This window comes from Undibacterium pigrum, from assembly GCF_003201815.1.
GTDB lineage: Bacteria > Pseudomonadota > Gammaproteobacteria > Burkholderiales > Burkholderiaceae_D > Undibacterium > Undibacterium pigrum.
The window spans coordinates 818,101-837,445 of sequence record NZ_QJKB01000001.1 but is presented as its reverse complement, the minus strand read 5'-3'; the positions used below and the strand labels follow the sequence as shown (position 1 = coordinate 837,445).

Below are 19,345 nucleotides of genomic sequence, written 5' to 3'. Positions count from 1 at the left end.
TTTGCGTTTACCTGCCTAAATTTGAGTGCTCGGTCTGCTCGTGAAAGTTTGATGGGGCGCTTAATAAGTTTTTTTGATTGAATTGTATCGGTGAGTCTTTGAATTTTTGAGATAATCCTGCTTTTGAAAAATTAATTCGGAATGAATGCTGTTCCGGTTTGATACACTAGCTGTTTCGGATTGAAGTTTCGTATCACTACATGACAATTAAAATTTCCATAGACTGCATGGGCGGAGATCATGGCCCGGTAGTTACAGTGGCAGCAGCGGTAGCTTTTGCCAATCGCGAACCTGATGTCGAATTTCTCCTGGTGGGATCTGAATCCATTCTTCAGGCTGAACTGAAGAAGCACCATGCCAGCAATCATGCCCGCCTGAAAATTATCAATGCCACAGAAGTGGTGGAGATGGATGATCCTATCGAAGTCGCCTTGCGCCGCAAGAAGGACTCTTCCATGCGCGTTGCCATTAATCAGGTCAAGGAAGGCACTGCGCAGGCCTGTGTTTCTGCCGGTAATACCGGCGCGCTGATGGCGGTTTCCCGTTATGTGCTGAAAACCATGCAAGGCGTTGACCGGCCGGCAATTTGCAGCATCCTGCCAAATCAAAAAAATCTCCCTACTTACATGCTGGATCTGGGTGCAAATGTGGATTGCGAACCCTTGCATCTGCATCAGTTTGCCATCATGGGCTCGGCCCTGGTTTCTGCGCTGGAGGGTAAAGACAAGCCCAGCATAGGTTTGTTGAATGTAGGTGAGGAAGATATCAAGGGCAATGATGTCGTCAAGAAAACAGCACAATTACTGCGTGCCGATCATGAGCGTGGCTTGCTGAATTTTTATGGCAATGTCGAAGGCAATGATATTTTTGAAGGTACGACTGACATCGTTGTCTGCGATGGTTTTGTTGGTAATGTCACCCTTAAAGCGGCTGAAGGCATGGGGCGCTTTGTAAAAATCACCCTGACAGCAGCTTTCAAAAGCAATCCTCTGAATATTCTGGGTGCCATCTTTGCACGTGGTGCTCTGAAATCCATTTCGCGCACCATGAATCCTTCCAACTACAATGGCGGCAGCTTGCTGGGCCTGCGTGGCCTGGTATTTAAAAGCCATGGCAGTGCAGATAAGTATAGTTATGAGTGGGCGATACAGCGTGCATTCGATGCCGCAAAAAATGATGTATTGTCCCGCATTGCGACTTCAATGGCGAAATTGATGCCAGTGGCAGATGCCGAGGCAACTGCCGAGATAGTTGCTCCAGACAACAACGAACTCTTGGTACAAAAAACCGCATGACTTTCTATAGCAAAATTATCGGTACAGGCAGCTACCTGCCTCCCAAAAAAGTAAGCAATCAGGAATTAACGGATCAACTGGCGGCAAAGGGTATAGAAACCTCGGACGAGTGGATATTTTCCCGTAGCGGGATTTCTTTCCGTCATTATGCCGAGCCATCCGTGGCGGTCAGCGATTTGGCAGTTGAGGCAGCAAAACGTGCACTGGATGCCGCCAGAATGCAGGCCAATGATATTGACTTGATCGTGCTGGCAACATCGACGCCTGATTTTCTGGGTGGCTTTCCGAGTACGGCATGCGTAGTGCAAAACAAGCTGGGCATCACGAATGGTGGTGCGGCTGTTGACGTGCAGGCTGTGTGCAGTGGCTTCATGTATGCCATGTCCATCGCTGACAGCATGATCAAGGCAGGTAACCATAAAAACGTGCTGGTGATAGGTGCAGAGGTATTTTCCCGCATACTGAATTTTGAAGACCGCACTACCTGTGTACTGTTTGGTGATGGCGCAGGCGCGATTGTGATGTCTCGCTCAGAAGAGCCAGGTGTGCTCGCCACTAAATTGCATGCGGATGGCAGCTATGCCAATATTTTATGTGTGCCAGGCAATGTCCAGAGTGGCGTAGTTGAAGGTAGTGCATTCTTGTATATGGATGGTCAGGCTGTCTTCAAGCTGGCGGTTAATTTGCTTGAGAAGGTAGCCAATGAGGCGCTGGAAATCGCTGGTTTGACAACAGATCAGATCGACTGGCTGGTACCGCACCAGGCAAATATACGCATCATGCAAAGTACAGCAAAAAAAATGCGCATGCCTATGGATAGAGTGGTGGTCACGGTTGATCAGCATGGTAATACCTCGGCAGCTTCGATACCGCTGGCTCTGGATCTGGCTGTGCGCGATGGCCGGGTTCAACCTGGTCACACAGTGATGCTTGAAGGTGTGGGCGGCGGCTTTACCTGGGGTGCGGCCATCGTCAAGATGTAAGTAGTTCCAGTAGCAAGAATTAGATAACTAATAATAAACATTTGAGATAATGAAATGACGCAATTTGCATTTGTATTTCCTGGGCAGGGTTCGCAAGCGATAGGCATGCTGAATGGCTTTGCTGATAATCCTGTTGTGCAACAAGCCGTTGCTGAAGCATCTGATGCGCTGCAACTGGATTTGGGCAAGATGATTAATGAAGGTCCAAAAGAAGCGCTGGACCTGACTACCAATACCCAGCCTGTCATGCTGACCGCAGCTGTGGCCTGTTGCCGCGCCTGGATCGCCGCAGGCGGCGCGGCTCCCAAGCTGGTGGCTGGTCATAGCCTTGGCGAGTATTCCGCCCTGGTCGCTGCTGGTGTTATCGCCTTTAAAGATGCTGTACCTATGGTGCGCTTCCGTGCGCAAGCCATGCAAGATGCCGTGCCTGTGGGACAGGGGGGCATGGCTGCCATTCTGGGCTTGTCGGATGAAGATGTGCAAGCAGCTTGTGCTGAGGCAATGGCTGCAGTAACGGGCGAAGTGGTAGAAGCTGTGAACTTCAATGCGCCAGCACAGGTTGTCATTGCTGGTAGTAAAGCTGCTGTAGATCGTGCTTGCGAAATCGCCAAGGCAAAAGGTGCCAAGCGCGCCTTGCCTTTGGCAGTGTCTGCGCCTTTCCATTCATCTCTGCTCAAGCCTGCATCAGACAAGTTGCGCGACTATCTGGCCAGCATTCCGTTTTCCGCACCAGCAATTCCATTGATTAATAATGTCGATGTTGCCGTTGTCAGTGATGTTGACGCTATCAAAGATGCGCTGGTCAGGCAGGCTGCCAGTCCTGTACGCTGGGTGGAAACTATTAACAAGATGCATGCCGATGGCATCACGCATGTGATCGAATGTGGGCCAGGCAAGGTCTTGACTGGTCTGACGAAGCGTATTCAGGCTGAATTGACGGGCGACACTGTATTTGATCAGGCAAGTTTGGAAAAAGTATTGGAACTCTTGAAATGACTCAACAATTAGAAAATCAAGTAGCACTGGTTACTGGTGCATCTCGCGGCATAGGTAAGGCAATTGCCATTGGTCTGGCCAAGGCTGGTGCTAAAGTCATAGGCACAGCAACGACGGAATCTGGTGCTGCAGCAATTACTGCTTATCTGGAAGAATTGGCTCCAGGCTCAGGTAAGGGCGTTGCTTTCAACGTCAATGAAGTAGAGCGTGCCGCCGGTCTGGTCGATGAAATCCAGAAAGAATTTGGCAGTTTGTCGATTTTGGTCAACAACGCTGGTATTACTCAGGATCAGCTGGCCATGCGCATGAAAGAAGAAGAGTGGGATAGTGTTATCTCTACCAATCTGACTTCTGTTGCGCGTTTGTCGCGTGCTGTCTTGCGTGGCATGATGAAGGCCAAGCATGGTCGTATCATCAATATTACTTCGGTAGTTGGTTCGTCTGGCAACCCTGGGCAAATGAACTATGCCGCTGCCAAGGCCGGTGTGGCTGGTATGAGCCGTGCACTGGCCAGAGAAATAGGCAGCCGTAATATTACGGTTAACTGCATTGCGCCGGGTTTTATTGACACTGATATGACCAGGGCCTTGAGTGATGACCAAAAAGCAGCAATTTTGCAGCAAATTCCACTTGCCAAACTTGGTCGTCCGGAAGATATTGCAGCTGCAACCGTGTTTTTGGCATCACCAGATGCAGGATATATTACAGGTACTACCCTTCATGTAAATGGTGGCATGTATCTGGGGTAATTCATTTTCTTGATTTTTATAAGTAATTTCGAGGAAAATAGCAGGAGTTGCCGCTGAAAATCAGAGGCTTGCTTTTTTTGCTCACAAACCTGCTAAAATGCGCGCACCTTTCTGTAGGCCCTTATTTTTTTGATTTTTTCACTGGAGACACACATGTCCGATATCGAACAACGCGTTAAGAAAATCGTCGCTGAGCAACTGGGCGTCGCTGAAGCTGACATCAAAATCGAATCTTCTTTCGTAGATGATTTGGGTGCAGATTCTTTGGACACAGTTGAACTGGTGATGGCACTCGAAGACGAATTCGAAATGGAAATCCCTGACGAACAAGCAGAGAAAATCACTACTGTTCAACAAGCGATTGACTACGCTAAAGCCCATCTGAAGGCTTAATTAGTCGAATTTTTTCAAATCCAGGAGAAACGCTTGAGTCGTTCGCTTAAACGTCGAGTCGTTGTAACCGGGCTCGGTTGTATTTCGCCAGTCGGCAATACTGTTGCAGATGCCTGGGGTGCCATCACTTCAGGTAAATCCGGAATTGCAACGATTACCAAATTTGATGCAACACCATTTACCACGCATTTTGCAGGTGAGGTGAAGGGCTTCAATGTTGAGGAATATATTCCGGCAAAAGAAGCGCGCAATATGGACACCTTTATTCACTACGGCATTGCCGCAGGGATGCAGGCGTTTCAAGATTGCGGTATCACTGTCACCGAAGAAAATGCTGAGCGTATTGGCGTCATCGTCGGGTCGGGTATCGGTGGCTTGCCATTGATAGAAGAAACCAAGGAAACCTTGATTGCGCGTGGTCCACGTCGCATCAGCCCTTTCTTTGTTCCAGCCTCGATTATCAATATGATCTCAGGCAATCTGTCGATCAAGTACGGTCTGAAAGGGCCTAATCTTGCGATAGTGACAGCTTGTACTACTGGCTTGCATTGCATAGGTTCCGCTGCTCGTATGATTGAGTACGGTGATGCTGATGTCATGATTGCTGGTGGTGCCGAATCAACGATTTCTCCTCTGGGTCTGGGTGGTTTTGCTTCTGCAAGAGCACTCTCTACCAGAAACGATGATCCTGCTACTGCCTCCCGCCCTTGGGATAAAGACCGTGATGGTTTTGTCCTGGGTGAAGGCGCAGGTGTCATGGTGCTGGAAGAATATGAGCATGCCAAGGCGCGTGGGGCAAAAATTTATGCTGAAGTCATCGGCTTTGGCATGAGCGGCGATGCTTATCACATCACCACGCCTACCATGGATGGTCCGCGTCGCAGTATGATCAATGCCATGAAAGATGCAGAGATTAACCCTGAGCAAGTCAGTTACTTGAATGCGCATGGCACCTCTACATCAATCGGCGACCAGAACGAAACGGATGCAATCAAGGCTACGTTCGCTGACCATGCCTACAAAATGACCATTAATTCGACCAAGTCGATGACAGGGCATTTGCTGGGTGGCGCTGGTGGTCTGGAGTCCTTGTTCACGGTTCTTGCCCTGCACAATCAGGTTTCACCACCGACCATGAATATCTTTAATCAGGATCCGGCATGTGATCTCGATTATTGTGCGAATGTTGCACGCGATATGCGTATGGATTATGCGGTGAAAAATTCCTTCGGCTTTGGCGGAACGAATGGCACGCTGATATTTGCAAAAGTCTGATTTTTAAAAAATTAGCCTTGGCACTTCATTTCACAGGAAATGAAGTGCCATTTTTTTTACCATGACGATAGCACTGCATATTGTTACCCGCGCTTCCCGCCTGCTCTTGCTGGCATGTCTTTGCATGCTGATATTGGCGCACCTCAGCATTCTGCTTTTATGGGCAGGTAAAGCGTTGCCTGTTGCTTTGCTTTCTGCAATTCTTTTCTGCTCGTTTTGTAGCAGCAGCTACTTTGGTTTCATGTATTGGCGGCGCATTCAGCAAAGTCAGCAATTAAGTATTTCTGCGACTGGCGAAATGATTTTGCACATAAAACAGCAAAAAGAGACGCAGCAGACGGGACTGGTAGTGCATTTAAGTCACAAAAGTCGCATTTGGCCATACTTTTTATCAATTTTTTTGGTGGATGAGACCGGCAGGGAACATAAGTTGCTTATACTGCCAGATTCATTGAGTCCTGCTGCATTTCGGGCATTGCGGGTTAGCCTGATATGGATTAGCCAACATCAAACAGCTTGAAATGCAGCATGACATGAAATGTTACTTCTACGAAGGAACTTTTCGTGATGCGCTGGACTCTGACGCTATATAAATCGCGTATGTTGACGGTAATAACATGCATTTGGAACAGGCTTTTCTGTTCTCATGCAAATTTAGGAATGAATGAGTGACGACAGAACGCGAAATTGATCAGCTATTGGTTGAGCGCGTCCAGCGTGGTGACAAAAAAGCATTCGAGCTTCTGGTTTCCAAATATCAAAGGAAACTGATGCGGCTCGTGTCTAGGCTCGTCTATGACCATGCTGAAGCGGAAGATGTAGTACAGGAAGCATTTATCAAGGCATACAGAGCATTACCAAATTTTCGTGGTGAATCGGCGTTTTACACCTGGCTCTACAGGATAGGGGTAAATACAGCAAAAAACCACCTGGTTACGCAAGGGCGCAGGGCTCCTACATCAACAGAGGCGGATGTGGATGAAGCGGAGTCTTTTGTAGATGCTGATGGCTTAAGGGATATCAATACGCCAGAGTCTTTGCTTGCCAGCAAGCAGATAGCAGAAACCGTCAATTCAGCCATGTCTACCTTGCCTGAAGAGTTGAGGAATGCAATTACCCTGCGCGAGATAGAAGGTTTGAGCTACGATGAAATTGCAGAAGTCATGCTGTGTCCCATAGGGACGGTGAGAAGCAGAATATTCAGGGCGCGTGAAGCAATCGCAGAGAAATTACGGCCCTTGTTAGGTACCACACTGGAGCAGCGCTGGTGACAGTGCCATACCTGACAAAAAGCAGTACAAACGAATTCAAAAATAGTGGTAAAAGGTGAAAATCATGAACAAAAGCACAAACCAACACGAGAGCATCTCAGCCATGGCAGATGGTGAAATGAGTGACGCTCAACTGGACTCCTTGCTTGCGAGCTTAAATGAGGCAGAAAGCAAGGATGCGTGGGAAATTTATCACCAGATAGGTGATGTGCTTCGTTCAGAAGAATTGGCAATTACATTCAGCGCAGATTTTTCTCAGCGTTTTGCCGAGAAACTTGATGCTGAACCCGTCATCCTTGCTCCCGCAGCCTTGCGGAAGAATAATGGTCAGAATGCTCAGGACAAACAAGGAAAGCAGAAATTCCTGCGTACCTATGCCGCTGTAGCCAGTACGGCTGCCGCAGCAGTATTTGCCTTTATCATGATTCCACAGTTACAGTCTGTTCAGACCGTTCCGGATACAGCAAGCAAGGCAAGCAGTTCTGGCAATGTGCAGCTGGCTAATCACACTGAAAATGCAGGCATGAATACACTGGCAGTGAATGAGCCTGTCAAACAAGTTGCTCAGGCCACTCAGGGCAATGATAAAAAACCGGTTGAAATCGATATGCTGCGCGACCCACGGATAGACAGCTATCTGATGGCCCATCAGCGCTTTTCTCCTGCCATCAATAACGGAGCACAATACGTTACGCACGCTAACGCTGTTTCAACTGCTTCGGAAAAATAAATATGATGTGCGTATGGCGTTTTAACATCGCATTGGCTGGGTCTGCCTGCCTGCTGGGCTTATTGGCGCCAGCAATCGCGCAAGATACGATAGAAGATAAGCGTGAAGTGCATAGCGTATTGCGCAAGATGCAAACTTCTGCACAAAAGTTGAATTATTCAGGCACTTTCGTTTATCAGCAAGCCAGCCAGATCAGGACTTCCAGAATCACCCATGTACTTGATGGGAATAATGAATTGGAAAAACTGGAAATCCTTGATGGTCAACCCAGAGAGTATTTGCGCAAGAATGAAGAAGTGACCTGCTATCTGCCAGAGAGCAAGACACTGCAAGTAGAAAAGAATGCAACTCAAGAAGTATTCCCGGCTTTGCTGACATCAAATGCCTCATCCCTCCCTGATTCTTACACGATTAAGAAAGCCGATGTCAGCCGTGTTGCTGGCATTGATTGCCAGACGTATTTACTCGAACCACGTGATGGCTTCCGCTATGGCTACCGGCTCTGTGTAGAAAAAAATTCCGGTCTTTTATTGCGCGCGCAAACTGTTAACACCAAAAGTGAAGTCATAGAGCAAATTGCTTTTACCCAATTGGCAATAGGCGATATCGATAAGCAAAGAGTAAAACCTGGTTTTCAAAATACTGCACATTGGCAGGTTGAAAATCTGACGGTGCAATCCAATATTCATTCTGGATGGGTTGTGAAATCCTTGCCAGCCGGTTTCAAGAAAACCCGTGAAATGAAACGACTTATTCCCGCTGCAGGAAATGCGAAGAACAGCGATGGAACGGCGATCAAATCACATCAGGTAATACAAATGATTTTCTCTGATGGCCTGGCAGCGATTTCCGTTTTTATAGAACCGGATAGCGAGAACCGTACAGAAGGCAGTTTGCAGCAAGGTGCCATGACCATCATGGGCAAGCGCCATGCAGAATACTGGCTGACCGTCGTAGGCGAAGTACCTGCCAGCGCAATCCGTCAAGTAATGAACTCGATTGAATTTAAACCTAAATAAGCGAATGACACCATGAAAGCGAATAAACTTTTTCCAATTGAAAAAATTGCTTCCACCCTGGTCCTGAGTGCCTGTGTGGGTTTTATCGTACCAACAGCAATCAATGCCAACCCTGTGGCCGAGGCTGCTGCAACAGTTGGTTTGCCTGACTTTACTGAACTGGTTGAAAAATCCGGCCCGGCTGTCGTGAATATCAGGACGACAGAAAAAGTTCAGTTAAATCAAAATGGCGGTAGCGCTGAAGATGAGCAGATGCAGGAATTTTTCCGCCGCTTCTTTGGTACACCTATGCCAACGCCCAAGCAGCAACCTACACCTAAAGGCCGCAAGGCACCTCAGCAAGAGGAAGAAGTGTCACGTGGCGTGGGCTCTGGCTTTATCATTTCCCAGGATGGCTATGTACTGACGAACGCGCATGTGGTTGAAGGCGCGTCAGAAGTTTATGTCAAGCTGACAGACAAACGAGAATTCAAAGCCAAGGTGATTGGCGCTGACCGCCGCACTGATATCGCAGTATTGAAAATTGATGGCAGCAAATTGCCTCGCGTGACAATTGGTGACTCTGACAAAATCAAGGCGGGCGAATGGGTGATTGCTATCGGCTCACCTTTCGATCTGGACAACACGGTGACGGCAGGCATTATCTCTGCCAAGGCACGCGATACCGGCGATTATTTGCCACTGATACAAACTGACGTAGCAGTCAATCCAGGTAACTCTGGCGGCCCGTTGATCAATATGCGCGGCGAAGTCATTGGCGTGAACTCACAAATCTATAGCCGCTCTGGTGGCTATATGGGTATTTCATTTGCCATCCCTATCGATGAAGCAATGCGTGTCGTAGATCAACTGAAATCCGCAGGTAAAGTGGTGCGTGGCTATCTGGGTGTTGAGCGCATTGATGTGCCAAAAGAGGTGGCAGAAGGCCTGGGTCTGGCAAAAGCACAAGGCGCATTGATACAACGCGTAATGCCAGGTTCGCCAGCAGAAAAAGCCGGCATTGAAGTTGGTGACGTGATTCAAAAGGTCAATGGCACAGTCATAGAAAAAGCCGTGGACCTGAATCGTGTGGTCGGTGATATCAAGCCAGGTGGTAAAGCAACAGTGACGGTCTGGCGTAAAGGCGGTGCCAAAGATATCGTTATTACCGTAGCTGAAGCCGATGCTGAGAAAGCCCCGGTAAAAACAGGCAAGCAAAAGGCCGAACCAGCAACAAATGTATTTGGATTGTCGATTACTGACCTTACTGAAGCACAAAAACGTGATTCCCATGTAAGTGGCGGTGTGATACTGGAAAATGCCGAAGGCGGCGCTGCCCGTGCTGGCTTGCAGGCGGGTGACATCATTACCCGTGTCTTTAATACGGATGTCAGGGATGCCAAGGAGTTTGCAGCTGTTATGGCAAAAGTTGATCAAAAGAAACCAGTTTTATTGCTGGTGAAACGTGGTGATGTCTCTAAATTTGTAGCCGTACGTCCCACCAATCAATAAACTTCGCAAGTGATGTAAAAGCCACCTGTTTTTCAGGTGGCTTTTTTATTTTGTAGGTCTGGGAGCTGCGACTTATAATGCAGGCATGGCGAATGTGCACATGATGTGCGCGTCCCCCACAATTTTAGGCAAAATGATGATTCAATTTACACTCTATTCACGCAGTTATTGCCATCTCTGTGATGACATGCTAGAGCAACTGCAAGCCTACAGCCCTGAATACGGCTTTACCGTCAAGGTTGCCGATGTGGATCAGGACGATGAATTACTGGCTCTGTATGACGAACTTGTGCCCGTCCTGGTCGGCCAGAAGGAAGGGCAGAGTCAACAAAGAATTTGCCACTACTATCTTGACCCCGCAGCACTGAAAGCTTTTTTCCATGCATGACCTGGCACCTGGTTTATCTCTGTTTGATTATGAAAATGAAGTGATTTGCGGTGTGGATGAAGCGGGCAGGGGGCCATTGGCTGGCCCTGTCATGGCTGCAGCTGTGATCCTCGACCCCAATCGCCCTATTGCAGGCTTGCGCGATTCAAAAAAGCTCAGCGAAGCAAAACGTGAGCTACTGGCGATAGAGATCAAGGAGCATGCCCTGGCCTGGTGTATTGCTGAATGCTCTGAACAGGAAATTGATGAACTCAATATTCTGCAGGCCACCATGCTGGCCATGCGTCGTGCTGTTGAGGGTCTGTCGGTTCAGCCTACATTGGCCTTGATAGATGGTAATCGTTGCCCGGTCATGCCAGTGCCATCAGAAGCCATCGTTAAGGGTGATGACAAGGTGGCGGCAATATCGGCTGCATCCATACTCGCAAAAACAGCACGTGATCATGTCTTGATGCAACTACACGAAACTTATCCCCAATACGCGCTGGATCAGCATAAGGGCTACCCTACAGCCTTGCACTTGGAGCGTTTGCGTGAACATGGTGTATCACCGATACATAGAAAATCTTATGCGCCTGTGAAAGCCTTACTTAAATAAATGAAATCGATTACTTCCCGCGACAATCCTCTTTACAAGGAATTCAAACAGCTCGCTACCAGTTCGCAGGCAAGGCGCAAGGCTGGCCGCACCTTGCTGGATGGCGTACATCTGTGTGAAGCCTATTTCCAACATCTTGGTGCACCAGAATATTGTATCGTTGCAGAAAGCAGCCTGAACCATGCGGAGGTGGCAGCAGTACTTGCGCAAAGTGAGCAACAGAGAACGCAATGTATTTGCCTGCCAGATGCATTGTATAAGGCACTCAGCCAGGTGGAGCATGGAGTAGGTGTCATGTTTATCATTGCTACGCCAACACCTGAATTTCCGTCAGCCTTGGCGGCTTCTTCTGTGGTGCTGGATAATTTGCAGGACCCTGGCAATCTTGGTTCCATCCTGCGCAGCGCAGCGGCGGCTGGCATACAAAATGTATTTTGCAGCCCTGGTACCGCATTTGCCTGGTCGCCCAAAGTCATGCGCGCAGGCATGGGTGCACATTTTTTGTTGAATATTTTTGAAAATGTCGACCTGCCTGCATTGTTGAGCAATGCCAAGATACCCGTGCTGGCAACGAGCTCTCATACCAGACAGACTATCTATCAAAGTAATTTAAACCAGGAAGTAGTCTGGCTGTTTGGTCATGAAGGCCAAGGTGTCTCACCTGAATTGATGTCTATGGCCACCAGCACAGTGACCATACCCCAACAAGCGGCGATAGAGTCACTGAATGTAGCTGCCAGTGCTGCTATCTGCTTTTTTGAGCAGGTACGGCAGCAGTTGGCTACAAAAACTCAGTAAATCCGCACGTCAGATTTAATTTCCTGCAAAATCGTGGTCGAAATCTCTTCTATCGATTTTGCAGTGGATGACAGCCAGCGTATGCCTTCACGTTTCATCATCAGCTCTGCCTCGTTGACTTCATAGCGACAGTTTTCCAGTGAGGCATATTTGCTGCCTGGACGGCGTTCGTTACGAATTTCTGACAGGCGTTCTGGCGCAATACTCAGTCCAAAAATCTTACTCTTAAATTCAGGTAGCGCTGAAGGCAGCTTGCCTCGTTCAAAATCATCAGGAATTAAAGGATAATTTGCTGCCTTGATGCCATATTGCATCGCCAGATATAGCGTGGTTGGCGTTTTGCCCGAGCGTGACACCCCCACCAGTATCACATCTGCCGTCGATAAATTCTTGTTGGACTGACCATCATCATGTGCCAGAGAGAAATTGATGGCTTCTATCCTGTTTTTATACTCTTCAGAATCCGTAATATTGTGACTGCGCCCTATGGTATGGGTGGATTTGACACCCAGCTCCTGTTCCAGTGGCGATACAAAGGTTTGTATCAAGTCCATGTGCAAGCCTCTGGACTTGAATACAACACCCGCCAGATCGGTTTTAACCAGAGTGGAAAACACGATGGGGCGATTACCTTCTGTCGTATAGGCATCATTGATCTTGCGCACGGCTTCGTGGGCTTTTTCCAGCGTATCAATAAAAGGCAGACGAATTTGCTTGAATTTGAGGTCAAATTGCGTCAATACCGAGTGGCCGAAGGTTTCCGCCGTAATACCGGTGCCATCCGAGACGAAAAAGACGGTACGGTTAGCGGCAGGCCGTGCTTGCTGGGGAGTATCTGACATGATAGTTTTATATGAATAATGACAATAGACTGGACGGAATATGTTTGTACTCTTAGAAACAAAAAAGACTGCAAATTCTTATTCCGTTTAGATAAATCTTGCAGGACACAATGTAAAATGCTGCAACAGCATGTCCAGCGTGGCTCGCCTCAAGAATAACAAAAAACCAGCGGGATACGAAGCAGCACGGCTTTAAATAGCATGGAACAGCAAAGATTTCTTACCATCAAAAAGAGGTTGTTATGTCCAACGCAGCAAATACCGAAGCAACTTATGTTGCCTCGTTTGAGCATTTACGCATGACGGATGTTGAATCCGTCGGCGGAAAAAATGCTTCTTTAGGCGAAATGATCAGCCAGCTGGCCACAGCTGGCGTCCGTGTTCCTGGTGGTTTTGCCACCACGGCACAAGCTTTCCGTGATTTCCTGACACATAGTGTCGATGGTGGCTTGCCACTGGAAAAACGCATTGCCGACCGTCTTGTGAACCTTGACATTGATGATGTCAAGGAACTGGCAAGAGCTGGTGCCGATATCCGTCAATGGATCATCGACACCCCGTTCCAGCCGCGTTTGCTCAAGGAGATAGAAGAGTTCTACAACAAGCTGGTTTCTGACTCTACGGCTGAAATGTCTTTTGCGGTGCGTTCTTCAGCAACGGCAGAAGATTTGCCTGACGCCTCTTTTGCAGGTCAGCAAGAAACTTTCTTGAATGTTGTCGGAATTGACAATATCCTAGAGGCAATGAAGCATGTATTTGCCTCACTGTATAACGACAGGGCGATTTCTTACCGTGTCCATAAAGGCTTTACCCATGCTGAAGTGGCCTTGTCTGCCGGCGTACAGCGCATGGTGCGTTCTGACCTGGGCGCCGCTGGTGTCATGTTCACGATAGATACAGAATCCGGGTTCAAGGATGTGGTCTTCATCACGTCCAGCTACGGTCTGGGCGAAACGGTGGTTCAGGGTGCGGTTAATCCTGATGAATTCTATGTCCACAAACCTATGCTGGAACTGGGCAAATTGCCAGTTATCCGTCGCAATATTGGCTCCAAACTTATCAAGATGGAATTCACTGGCGAAGCTAAGGCTGGTCGCTCGGTCAAAACCGTTGATGTGCCAGTGGAATTGCGCAATCGTTATTCCCTGAATGACACTGAAGTAGTAGAGCTGGCCAAATATGCGACTATTATCGAGAAACACTATGGCCGCCCTATGGACATCGAATGGGGTAAAGACGGCCGCGACGGCAAGCTGTATATCCTGCAAGCTCGCCCAGAAACAGTCAAATCCCAGCAAAAGGCCACTGATGCGCAGCAGCGCTTCAAACTCAAAGGCAGCGGCACAGTATTAGCCTCCGGCCGCGCGATTGGTCAAAAGATAGGTGCAGGCCGCGTACGCGTTATTCATGATCCATCCGAGATGGAAAGAGTACAACCCGGCGACGTACTGGTTGCCGACATGACAGACCCCAACTGGGAACCCGTCATGAAACGCGCAGCTGCGATTGTCACCAACCGCGGTGGCCGTACCTGCCACGCAGCGATCATCGCGCGTGAACTGGGTGTGCCTGCTGTCGTTGGCTGTGAAGATGCGACTGATGTACTGAAAGACGGCACTCTGGTCACAGTGTCTTGTGCAGAAGGTGATGAAGGCAAGATTTACGATGGATTGCTGGAAACTGAAATCACCGAAGAGCTGCGTGGCGAATTGCCCAAGCTGCCTTTGAAAATCATGTTGAATGTGGGCAATCCTCAACTGGCATTTGACTTCCAGTCAGTGCCAAATGAAGGTGTGGGCCTAGCGCGTCTGGAATTCATCATCAATAATAATATCGGCGTACATCCAAAAGCAATTTTGGAATACCCGAACATTGATGCTGATTTGAAGAAAGCAGTCGAATCTGTTGCACGTGGACATGCCTCTCCAAGAGCCTTTTATGTAGATAAACTGGCAGAAGGTATCGCGACTATTGCTGCTGCATTCTGGCCCAAAAAAGTTATCGTTCGCTTGTCTGACTTCAAGTCGAATGAGTACAAAAAGCTCATAGGTGGATCACGCTACGAGCCGGATGAAGAAAATCCTATGCTGGGCTTCCGTGGTGCTGCGCGCTATCTGGCACCGGATTTTGCAGAGTCATTCGAGATGGAATGCCAGGCAATGAAACGTGTACGTAATGAGATGGGCCTGACCAACGTAGAAATCATGGTGCCTTTCGTACGAACTTTGGGCCAGGCTGAAAAAGTCGTGAACCTGTTGGCAAAAAATGGACTCAAACGTGGTGAAAATGGCCTGCGCCTGATCATGATGTGCGAAGTACCGTCGAATGCAATTCTGGCAGAAGAGTTCCTGCAATTCTTTGATGGTTTCTCTATCGGCTCCAATGACTTGACGCAGTTAACTCTGGGTCTGGATCGCGATTCTGGCATGGAATTACTGGCAGCAGATTTTGATGAGCGTGACCCTGCAGTACGTGCCTTGCTGTCACGCGCAATCGCTGCTTGTCGTAAGCTTGACAAGTATGTCGGCATCTGTGGCCAGGGGCCATCTGATCATCCTGACTTTGCCGAATGGCTGATGAAAGAGGGAATAGAATCGATTTCCCTGAACCCTGATTCGGTGATTGATACCTGGCAGAAACTGGCTGCAGTTGGAAAATAAATAGTTTGAATTGAAGTTAAAAACGGGAGTTCCTTGAAAAAGGTCTCTCGTTTTTCTTGTTGGTGCGCCGCAACATAAATCAAATGAGACCCCTTGTATTTTTTAAAATTAAGACTAGACTACCGGTGTCGAAACTTAAGAAAAAGAAAATCAATACTTCAGCAAAATTCCTGGAAAAGCCCTCGTTACCACATCAGGTAACGGGGGCTTTTTTGTGAGTAAATTTCTATGGCGATTACCGATGAAAAATATAAGCCAGTCATAGAAAATGCAAATGTAGTAGTGTAAATAAGTACAAAACTGATAAGGAGAATAAGAAAATGAACGGATGGATGATGTGGATGATACTGGCAGGCGTAGTCGTGATATTTGAATTGTTCACGGGTACGTTTTATTTGTTAATGATTTCAATTGGTTTGGTGGCAGGTGCTTTGGCTGCTGTATTTCAGCTGGGGCCAGAAATTCAAATGATCGTTGCGGCAATTGTTGGTGCGCTCGCCACCGCAGCTTTGCACAAGAGTAAATATGGCTGGAAAGAAAATGCCAATGCCGCCCGTGACCCTAATGTGAATATGGATATAGGGCAGACCTTGCAAGTCAACGAATGGAAAGAATTGGGCAATGGCAAGTTTGCCGCGAGAACCATGTATCGCGGTGCCATGTGGGATGTTGAATTACAGCACTCGGCAGGCTACCCCGGTGCTTATGTGATTGAGGAAATACAAGGTAGCCGTTTGATTGTTAAGCCGACATAGCAGCATAGAAAATTAATATAAAACACTCTGAATAACAATAAAGGTAAGGATATGGAAAATATAGGTGGCGTTGCTCTGGTTTTATTAGTATTGGCAATGGTATTCGTTTTCAAGACCATTAATGTCGTACCACAACAGCATGCCTGGGTAGTGGAACGACTGGGTAAATATCATGCCACACTGGGGCCAGGCTTAAATATCGTGGTGCCTTTTGTTGATCGCATCGCTTATAAACACATACTGAAAGAAATTCCGCTGGATGTACCTCCACAAGTTTGTATCACCAGGGACAATACGCAATTGCAGGTAGATGGTATCTTGTATTTCCAGATTACCGATGCCATGCGCGCCTCATATGGTTCTTCAAACTATATTGCGGCGATCACACAATTGGCACAAACCACCTTGCGTTCTGTCATCGGTAAAATGGAATTGGACAAAACCTTTGAGGAGCGAGACCACATCAATACCACCATCGTGAATGCGATTGATGAATCTGCAGCCAACTGGGGTGTCAAGGTTTTGCGTTATGAAATCAAGGATTTGACACCACCAAAAGAAATCTTGCATGCGATGCAGGCACAAATTACTGCAGAGCGTGAAAAACGTGCACTGATTGCTGCGTCAGAAGGCCGCAAGCAAGAGCAGATCAATATCGCGACTGGTGAGCGTGAAGCGTCGATTGCCAAATCTGAAGGTGAAAAACAGGCATCGATTAACCGTGCACAAGGTCAGGCTGCAGCCATATTGGCGATTGCAGAGGCCAGTGCGGAAGCTATCCGCAAGACAGCCGCAGCGATACAGTCACCCGGTGGTGCAGATGCAGTTAATCTGAAAGTCGCAGAACAATATGTCAGTGCATTTGGTAACCTGGCTAAAACCAATAACTCCATTATTGTTCCAGCCAATCTGGGTGATATGAGTGGTCTGATCGCGACTGCCATGCAAGTTGTCAAGTCTCAAAAACCTACCGTCATCGAGTCGCCACGACGACCCGTCTGATCAAATGAGGAGTGTGACAGGCTCCTCATTATCGTAACACTCTCCACACAAATCCCCGTTGTACTGCTGGCATCTACCAGATGCCAGTAGCGCTGCTGCATGTCCGGAACAAACCGGAACTTTTAAAAAGAAGAGGCTAAATATGTTTGAAATTATTCTGGCAGTCATTGTTGCTGTCGTAATTTTGCTGCTGTATAGCAGTAATGTGCTCGTATATATCTCGAATGAAAAAATTGGTATCGTTGAGAAGAAATGGTCAGCCAGTGGTTCAGTCCAGCATGGGTTTATTGCACTGAATGGTGAGGCTGGATTTCAGCCTGAAGTCTTGCGTGGCGGCTTCCATATGTTTTTCCCGTTTCAATATTCCATACACAGACATGATCTGGTGACCATACAGCAAGGCACTCTGGCCTATGTATTTGCCCGCGATGGGCAGGCCATGGCACCTACACAAAACCTGGCTTGCAATAAGGAGGCAAATGATTTTACTGATGTCCGCAGTTTCCTGACCAATGCTGGCCAAAAAGGTTTGCAACGCAAGATACTGCGTGAAGGTACCTACGCCATCAACCTTGCACAATTCGTGGTACTGACTGCTGAGCGCGTGTATGCCTTGCCTTTGCCTGGTGATGGCAATATCAGTAACGATGGCATTGTGGTTGGCCAACTGGCAGAAATGCTGGATGAACTGCGCTTGCGCAATGGTTTCCTGCCCTTGGTGATACGTGACGATAAACTGGCGGTGATTACTACACATGAGGGACAATCTCTGCCTGAGGGCACGATTGTTGCGCCAGTCGTTGGTGCAGATCCGCATCAAGAGCGTAGTTATCACCACGATTTCCAGAATCCAGAAGTATTCATTGACGCTGGTGGCTACAAAGGCCGTCAACTACAAGTCCTGGTTGAAGGTACTTATTATCTGAATGCACGTTTCGCCAGTTATGAAATAGTAGAGAAGCGTGTAGTGCCTGTTGGCTATGTCGGCGTTGTCGTGTCTTATACCGGTAAGGCTGGCAATGATGTGACAGGGGACGCATATCGCCACGGTGAACTGGTCAGCAGTGATGAAAAAGGTGTGCAGGTATCGCCACTGCTGCCAGGTAAATATGCGCTGAATCCTTATGCCAAACGTGTCATTGATGTGCCAACCACCAACTTCATCTTGAAATGGCAGTCTGGCCAGGTGGGTTCACATGAGCTGGACAAACATCTGAGCGAAGTGTCACTGATTACCAAAGATGCGTTCGAACCTGACTTGCCTTTGTCGGTTGTCGTCAACATTGACTATAAAATGGCACCGCTGGTCATACAAAGATTTGGCGACATCCAGAAGCTGGTAGAACAAACCCTGGACCCGATGGTGGCTGCATATTTCAAGAACATAGGCCAGGGTAAGACACTGATCGAATTGCTGCAAGAACGTTCAGACATACAGGAGCGTGCCAAAGCAGAAATGCGCAAGAATTTTGAAGGCTATAACCTGACTCTGAATGAGGTCTTGATAGGCACGCCGCGAGCCAAGAATGGTGACACTCAAATTGAAGTCATCCTGAAGCAATTGCGCGAGCGCCAGGTATCGAGAGAACAACTGGAAACTTATAAAACCAAGGAAACCGCGGCAGTACAAGAGCGTATTTTGCGCGAAGCAGAAGCCCGCGCAAAACAACAGACCTCGATCACCGAATCGGAGCTTGCCGTCAAGATCGCAGAGAACCAGGGTAGTGCCGCCGTGCAAAAAGCTATTAAAGCGGCGGAAGAAGCGCGTCAAGTTGCTTCTGGCGCGGCAGATGCCAAGCGTACCCTGGCCAATGCTGAGGCTTACCAAATCCAGCAGATAGGTGAAGCGCAGGCGAAAGCAACTGAATTGAACGTAGAAGCATATGGTGGTCCAGAACTGCAATTCCAGCAAACAGTCTTGCTGCGTTTTGCTGAAGCGATAGAAAAAGGCCATATCGCCATGGTGCCAAGCATACAGACTGGTGGCAGTGGTAGCAGTTCTGCCGTCGACGCCTTCCTCGCACTCGCTGCAAAAGACTTGCTGAATAAAGGGGAGGGCAAGGCAGCAATAATTAACGCTGGTTAGTCTTGTATTTGAGA

At 48.0% G+C, this 19,345-nt stretch carries 19 protein-coding genes; 18 read left to right on the top strand and 1 reads right to left on the bottom strand.

What is annotated here, in order from left to right; translation table 11 throughout:
- Positions 1-200 precede the first annotated feature (200 nt).
- The 14 genes from plsX (at position 201) to DFR42_RS03565 (ending at position 11,986) form a co-directional block, all read left to right on the top strand.
- Positions 201-1,295: a phosphate acyltransferase PlsX gene (gene plsX / locus DFR42_RS03630; protein ID WP_110253560.1), complete on the top strand. Its 1,095-nt coding sequence runs from the start codon at positions 201-203 to the stop codon at positions 1,293-1,295.
- Entirely contained in the window at positions 1,292-2,278 is a 987-nt protein-coding gene (locus tag DFR42_RS03625) for a beta-ketoacyl-ACP synthase III (protein ID WP_110253559.1), read from the top strand. Before plsX ends, DFR42_RS03625 begins: the two co-directional genes overlap by 4 nt.
- A 54-nt stretch (positions 2,279-2,332) precedes the next feature.
- The gene (fabD, locus tag DFR42_RS03620) at positions 2,333-3,274 is read left to right on the top strand and encodes an ACP S-malonyltransferase (RefSeq protein ID WP_110253558.1); all 942 of its coding nucleotides are present in this window, start codon (positions 2,333-2,335) and stop codon (positions 3,272-3,274) included.
- Complete coding sequence (fabG, locus tag DFR42_RS03615) at positions 3,271-4,023, top strand: 3-oxoacyl-ACP reductase FabG (protein WP_110253557.1); 753 nt, start codon at positions 3,271-3,273, stop codon at positions 4,021-4,023. The genes fabD and fabG overlap by 4 nt, the downstream gene beginning before the upstream one ends.
- Positions 4,024-4,176: 153 nt before the next feature.
- On the top strand, positions 4,177-4,416 hold the full coding sequence (gene acpP / locus DFR42_RS03610; RefSeq protein WP_110253556.1) for an acyl carrier protein: 240 nt from the start codon (positions 4,177-4,179) through the stop codon (positions 4,414-4,416).
- A 33-nt stretch (positions 4,417-4,449) separates the two neighbouring features.
- Complete coding sequence (gene fabF, locus DFR42_RS03605; RefSeq protein ID WP_110253555.1) at positions 4,450-5,691, top strand: beta-ketoacyl-ACP synthase II; 1,242 nt, start codon at positions 4,450-4,452, stop codon at positions 5,689-5,691.
- Positions 5,692-5,752: 61 nt separating this feature from the next.
- Positions 5,753-6,211, top strand: coding sequence for a protein YgfX (locus DFR42_RS03600; protein ID WP_110253554.1), 459 nt, complete (start codon positions 5,753-5,755; stop codon positions 6,209-6,211).
- 148 nt (positions 6,212-6,359) lie between these two features.
- Entirely contained in the window at positions 6,360-6,962 is a 603-nt protein-coding gene (rpoE, locus tag DFR42_RS03595) for an RNA polymerase sigma factor RpoE (RefSeq protein ID WP_110253553.1), read from the top strand.
- A 64-nt stretch (positions 6,963-7,026) separates the two neighbouring features.
- Positions 7,027-7,692 (top strand): sigma-E factor negative regulatory protein, encoded by a 666-nt coding sequence (locus tag DFR42_RS03590; protein WP_110253552.1) that lies wholly within the window; start codon positions 7,027-7,029, stop codon positions 7,690-7,692.
- 2 nt (positions 7,693-7,694) lie between these two features.
- Positions 7,695-8,711 carry a MucB/RseB C-terminal domain-containing protein gene (locus tag DFR42_RS03585; protein ID WP_110253551.1) on the top strand — a complete coding sequence of 339 codons (1,017 nt, stop codon included), beginning with the start codon at positions 7,695-7,697 and terminating at the stop codon, positions 8,709-8,711.
- Between the two features lie 12 nt (positions 8,712-8,723).
- Positions 8,724-10,202 carry a DegQ family serine endoprotease gene (locus DFR42_RS03580; RefSeq protein WP_110253550.1) on the top strand — a complete coding sequence of 493 codons (1,479 nt, stop codon included), beginning with the start codon at positions 8,724-8,726 and terminating at the stop codon, positions 10,200-10,202.
- Between the two features lie 136 nt (positions 10,203-10,338).
- Positions 10,339-10,590 carry a glutaredoxin family protein gene (locus DFR42_RS03575; RefSeq protein WP_110254222.1) on the top strand — a complete coding sequence of 84 codons (252 nt, stop codon included), beginning with the start codon at positions 10,339-10,341 and terminating at the stop codon, positions 10,588-10,590.
- Positions 10,583-11,188, top strand: a complete 606-nt coding sequence (gene rnhB / locus DFR42_RS03570; protein ID WP_110253549.1) for a ribonuclease HII — start codon at positions 10,583-10,585, stop codon at positions 11,186-11,188. Before DFR42_RS03575 ends, rnhB begins: the two co-directional genes overlap by 8 nt.
- Positions 11,189-11,986: a TrmH family RNA methyltransferase gene (locus tag DFR42_RS03565; RefSeq protein ID WP_110253548.1), complete on the top strand. Its 798-nt coding sequence runs from the start codon at positions 11,189-11,191 to the stop codon at positions 11,984-11,986.
- Here DFR42_RS03565 and ppsR read toward each other — a convergent pair.
- Positions 11,980-12,828, bottom strand: a complete 849-nt coding sequence (gene ppsR, locus DFR42_RS03560; RefSeq protein ID WP_110253547.1) for a posphoenolpyruvate synthetase regulatory kinase/phosphorylase PpsR — start codon at positions 12,826-12,828, stop codon at positions 11,980-11,982. The two genes, DFR42_RS03565 and ppsR, sit on opposite strands and share 7 nt — an antisense overlap.
- A 242-nt stretch (positions 12,829-13,070) precedes the next feature.
- Here ppsR and ppsA point away from each other — a divergent pair, with 242 nt between their 5' ends.
- The 4 genes from ppsA (at position 13,071) to DFR42_RS03540 (ending at position 19,331) form a co-directional block, all read left to right on the top strand.
- Positions 13,071-15,488: a phosphoenolpyruvate synthase gene (gene ppsA / locus DFR42_RS03555; RefSeq protein ID WP_110253546.1), complete on the top strand. Its 2,418-nt coding sequence runs from the start codon at positions 13,071-13,073 to the stop codon at positions 15,486-15,488.
- A 320-nt stretch (positions 15,489-15,808) separates the two neighbouring features.
- A complete protein-coding gene (locus DFR42_RS03550; protein ID WP_110253545.1) occupies positions 15,809-16,243 on the top strand; it encodes an NfeD family protein in 435 nt (144 codons plus the stop codon).
- Between the two features lie 51 nt (positions 16,244-16,294).
- Positions 16,295-17,245, top strand: a complete 951-nt coding sequence (locus DFR42_RS03545) for an SPFH domain-containing protein (RefSeq protein WP_110253544.1) — start codon at positions 16,295-16,297, stop codon at positions 17,243-17,245.
- A gap of 142 nt (positions 17,246-17,387) precedes the next feature.
- On the top strand, positions 17,388-19,331 hold the full coding sequence (locus DFR42_RS03540) for an SPFH domain-containing protein (RefSeq protein ID WP_110253543.1): 1,944 nt from the start codon (positions 17,388-17,390) through the stop codon (positions 19,329-19,331).
- Positions 19,332-19,345 lie beyond the last annotated feature (14 nt).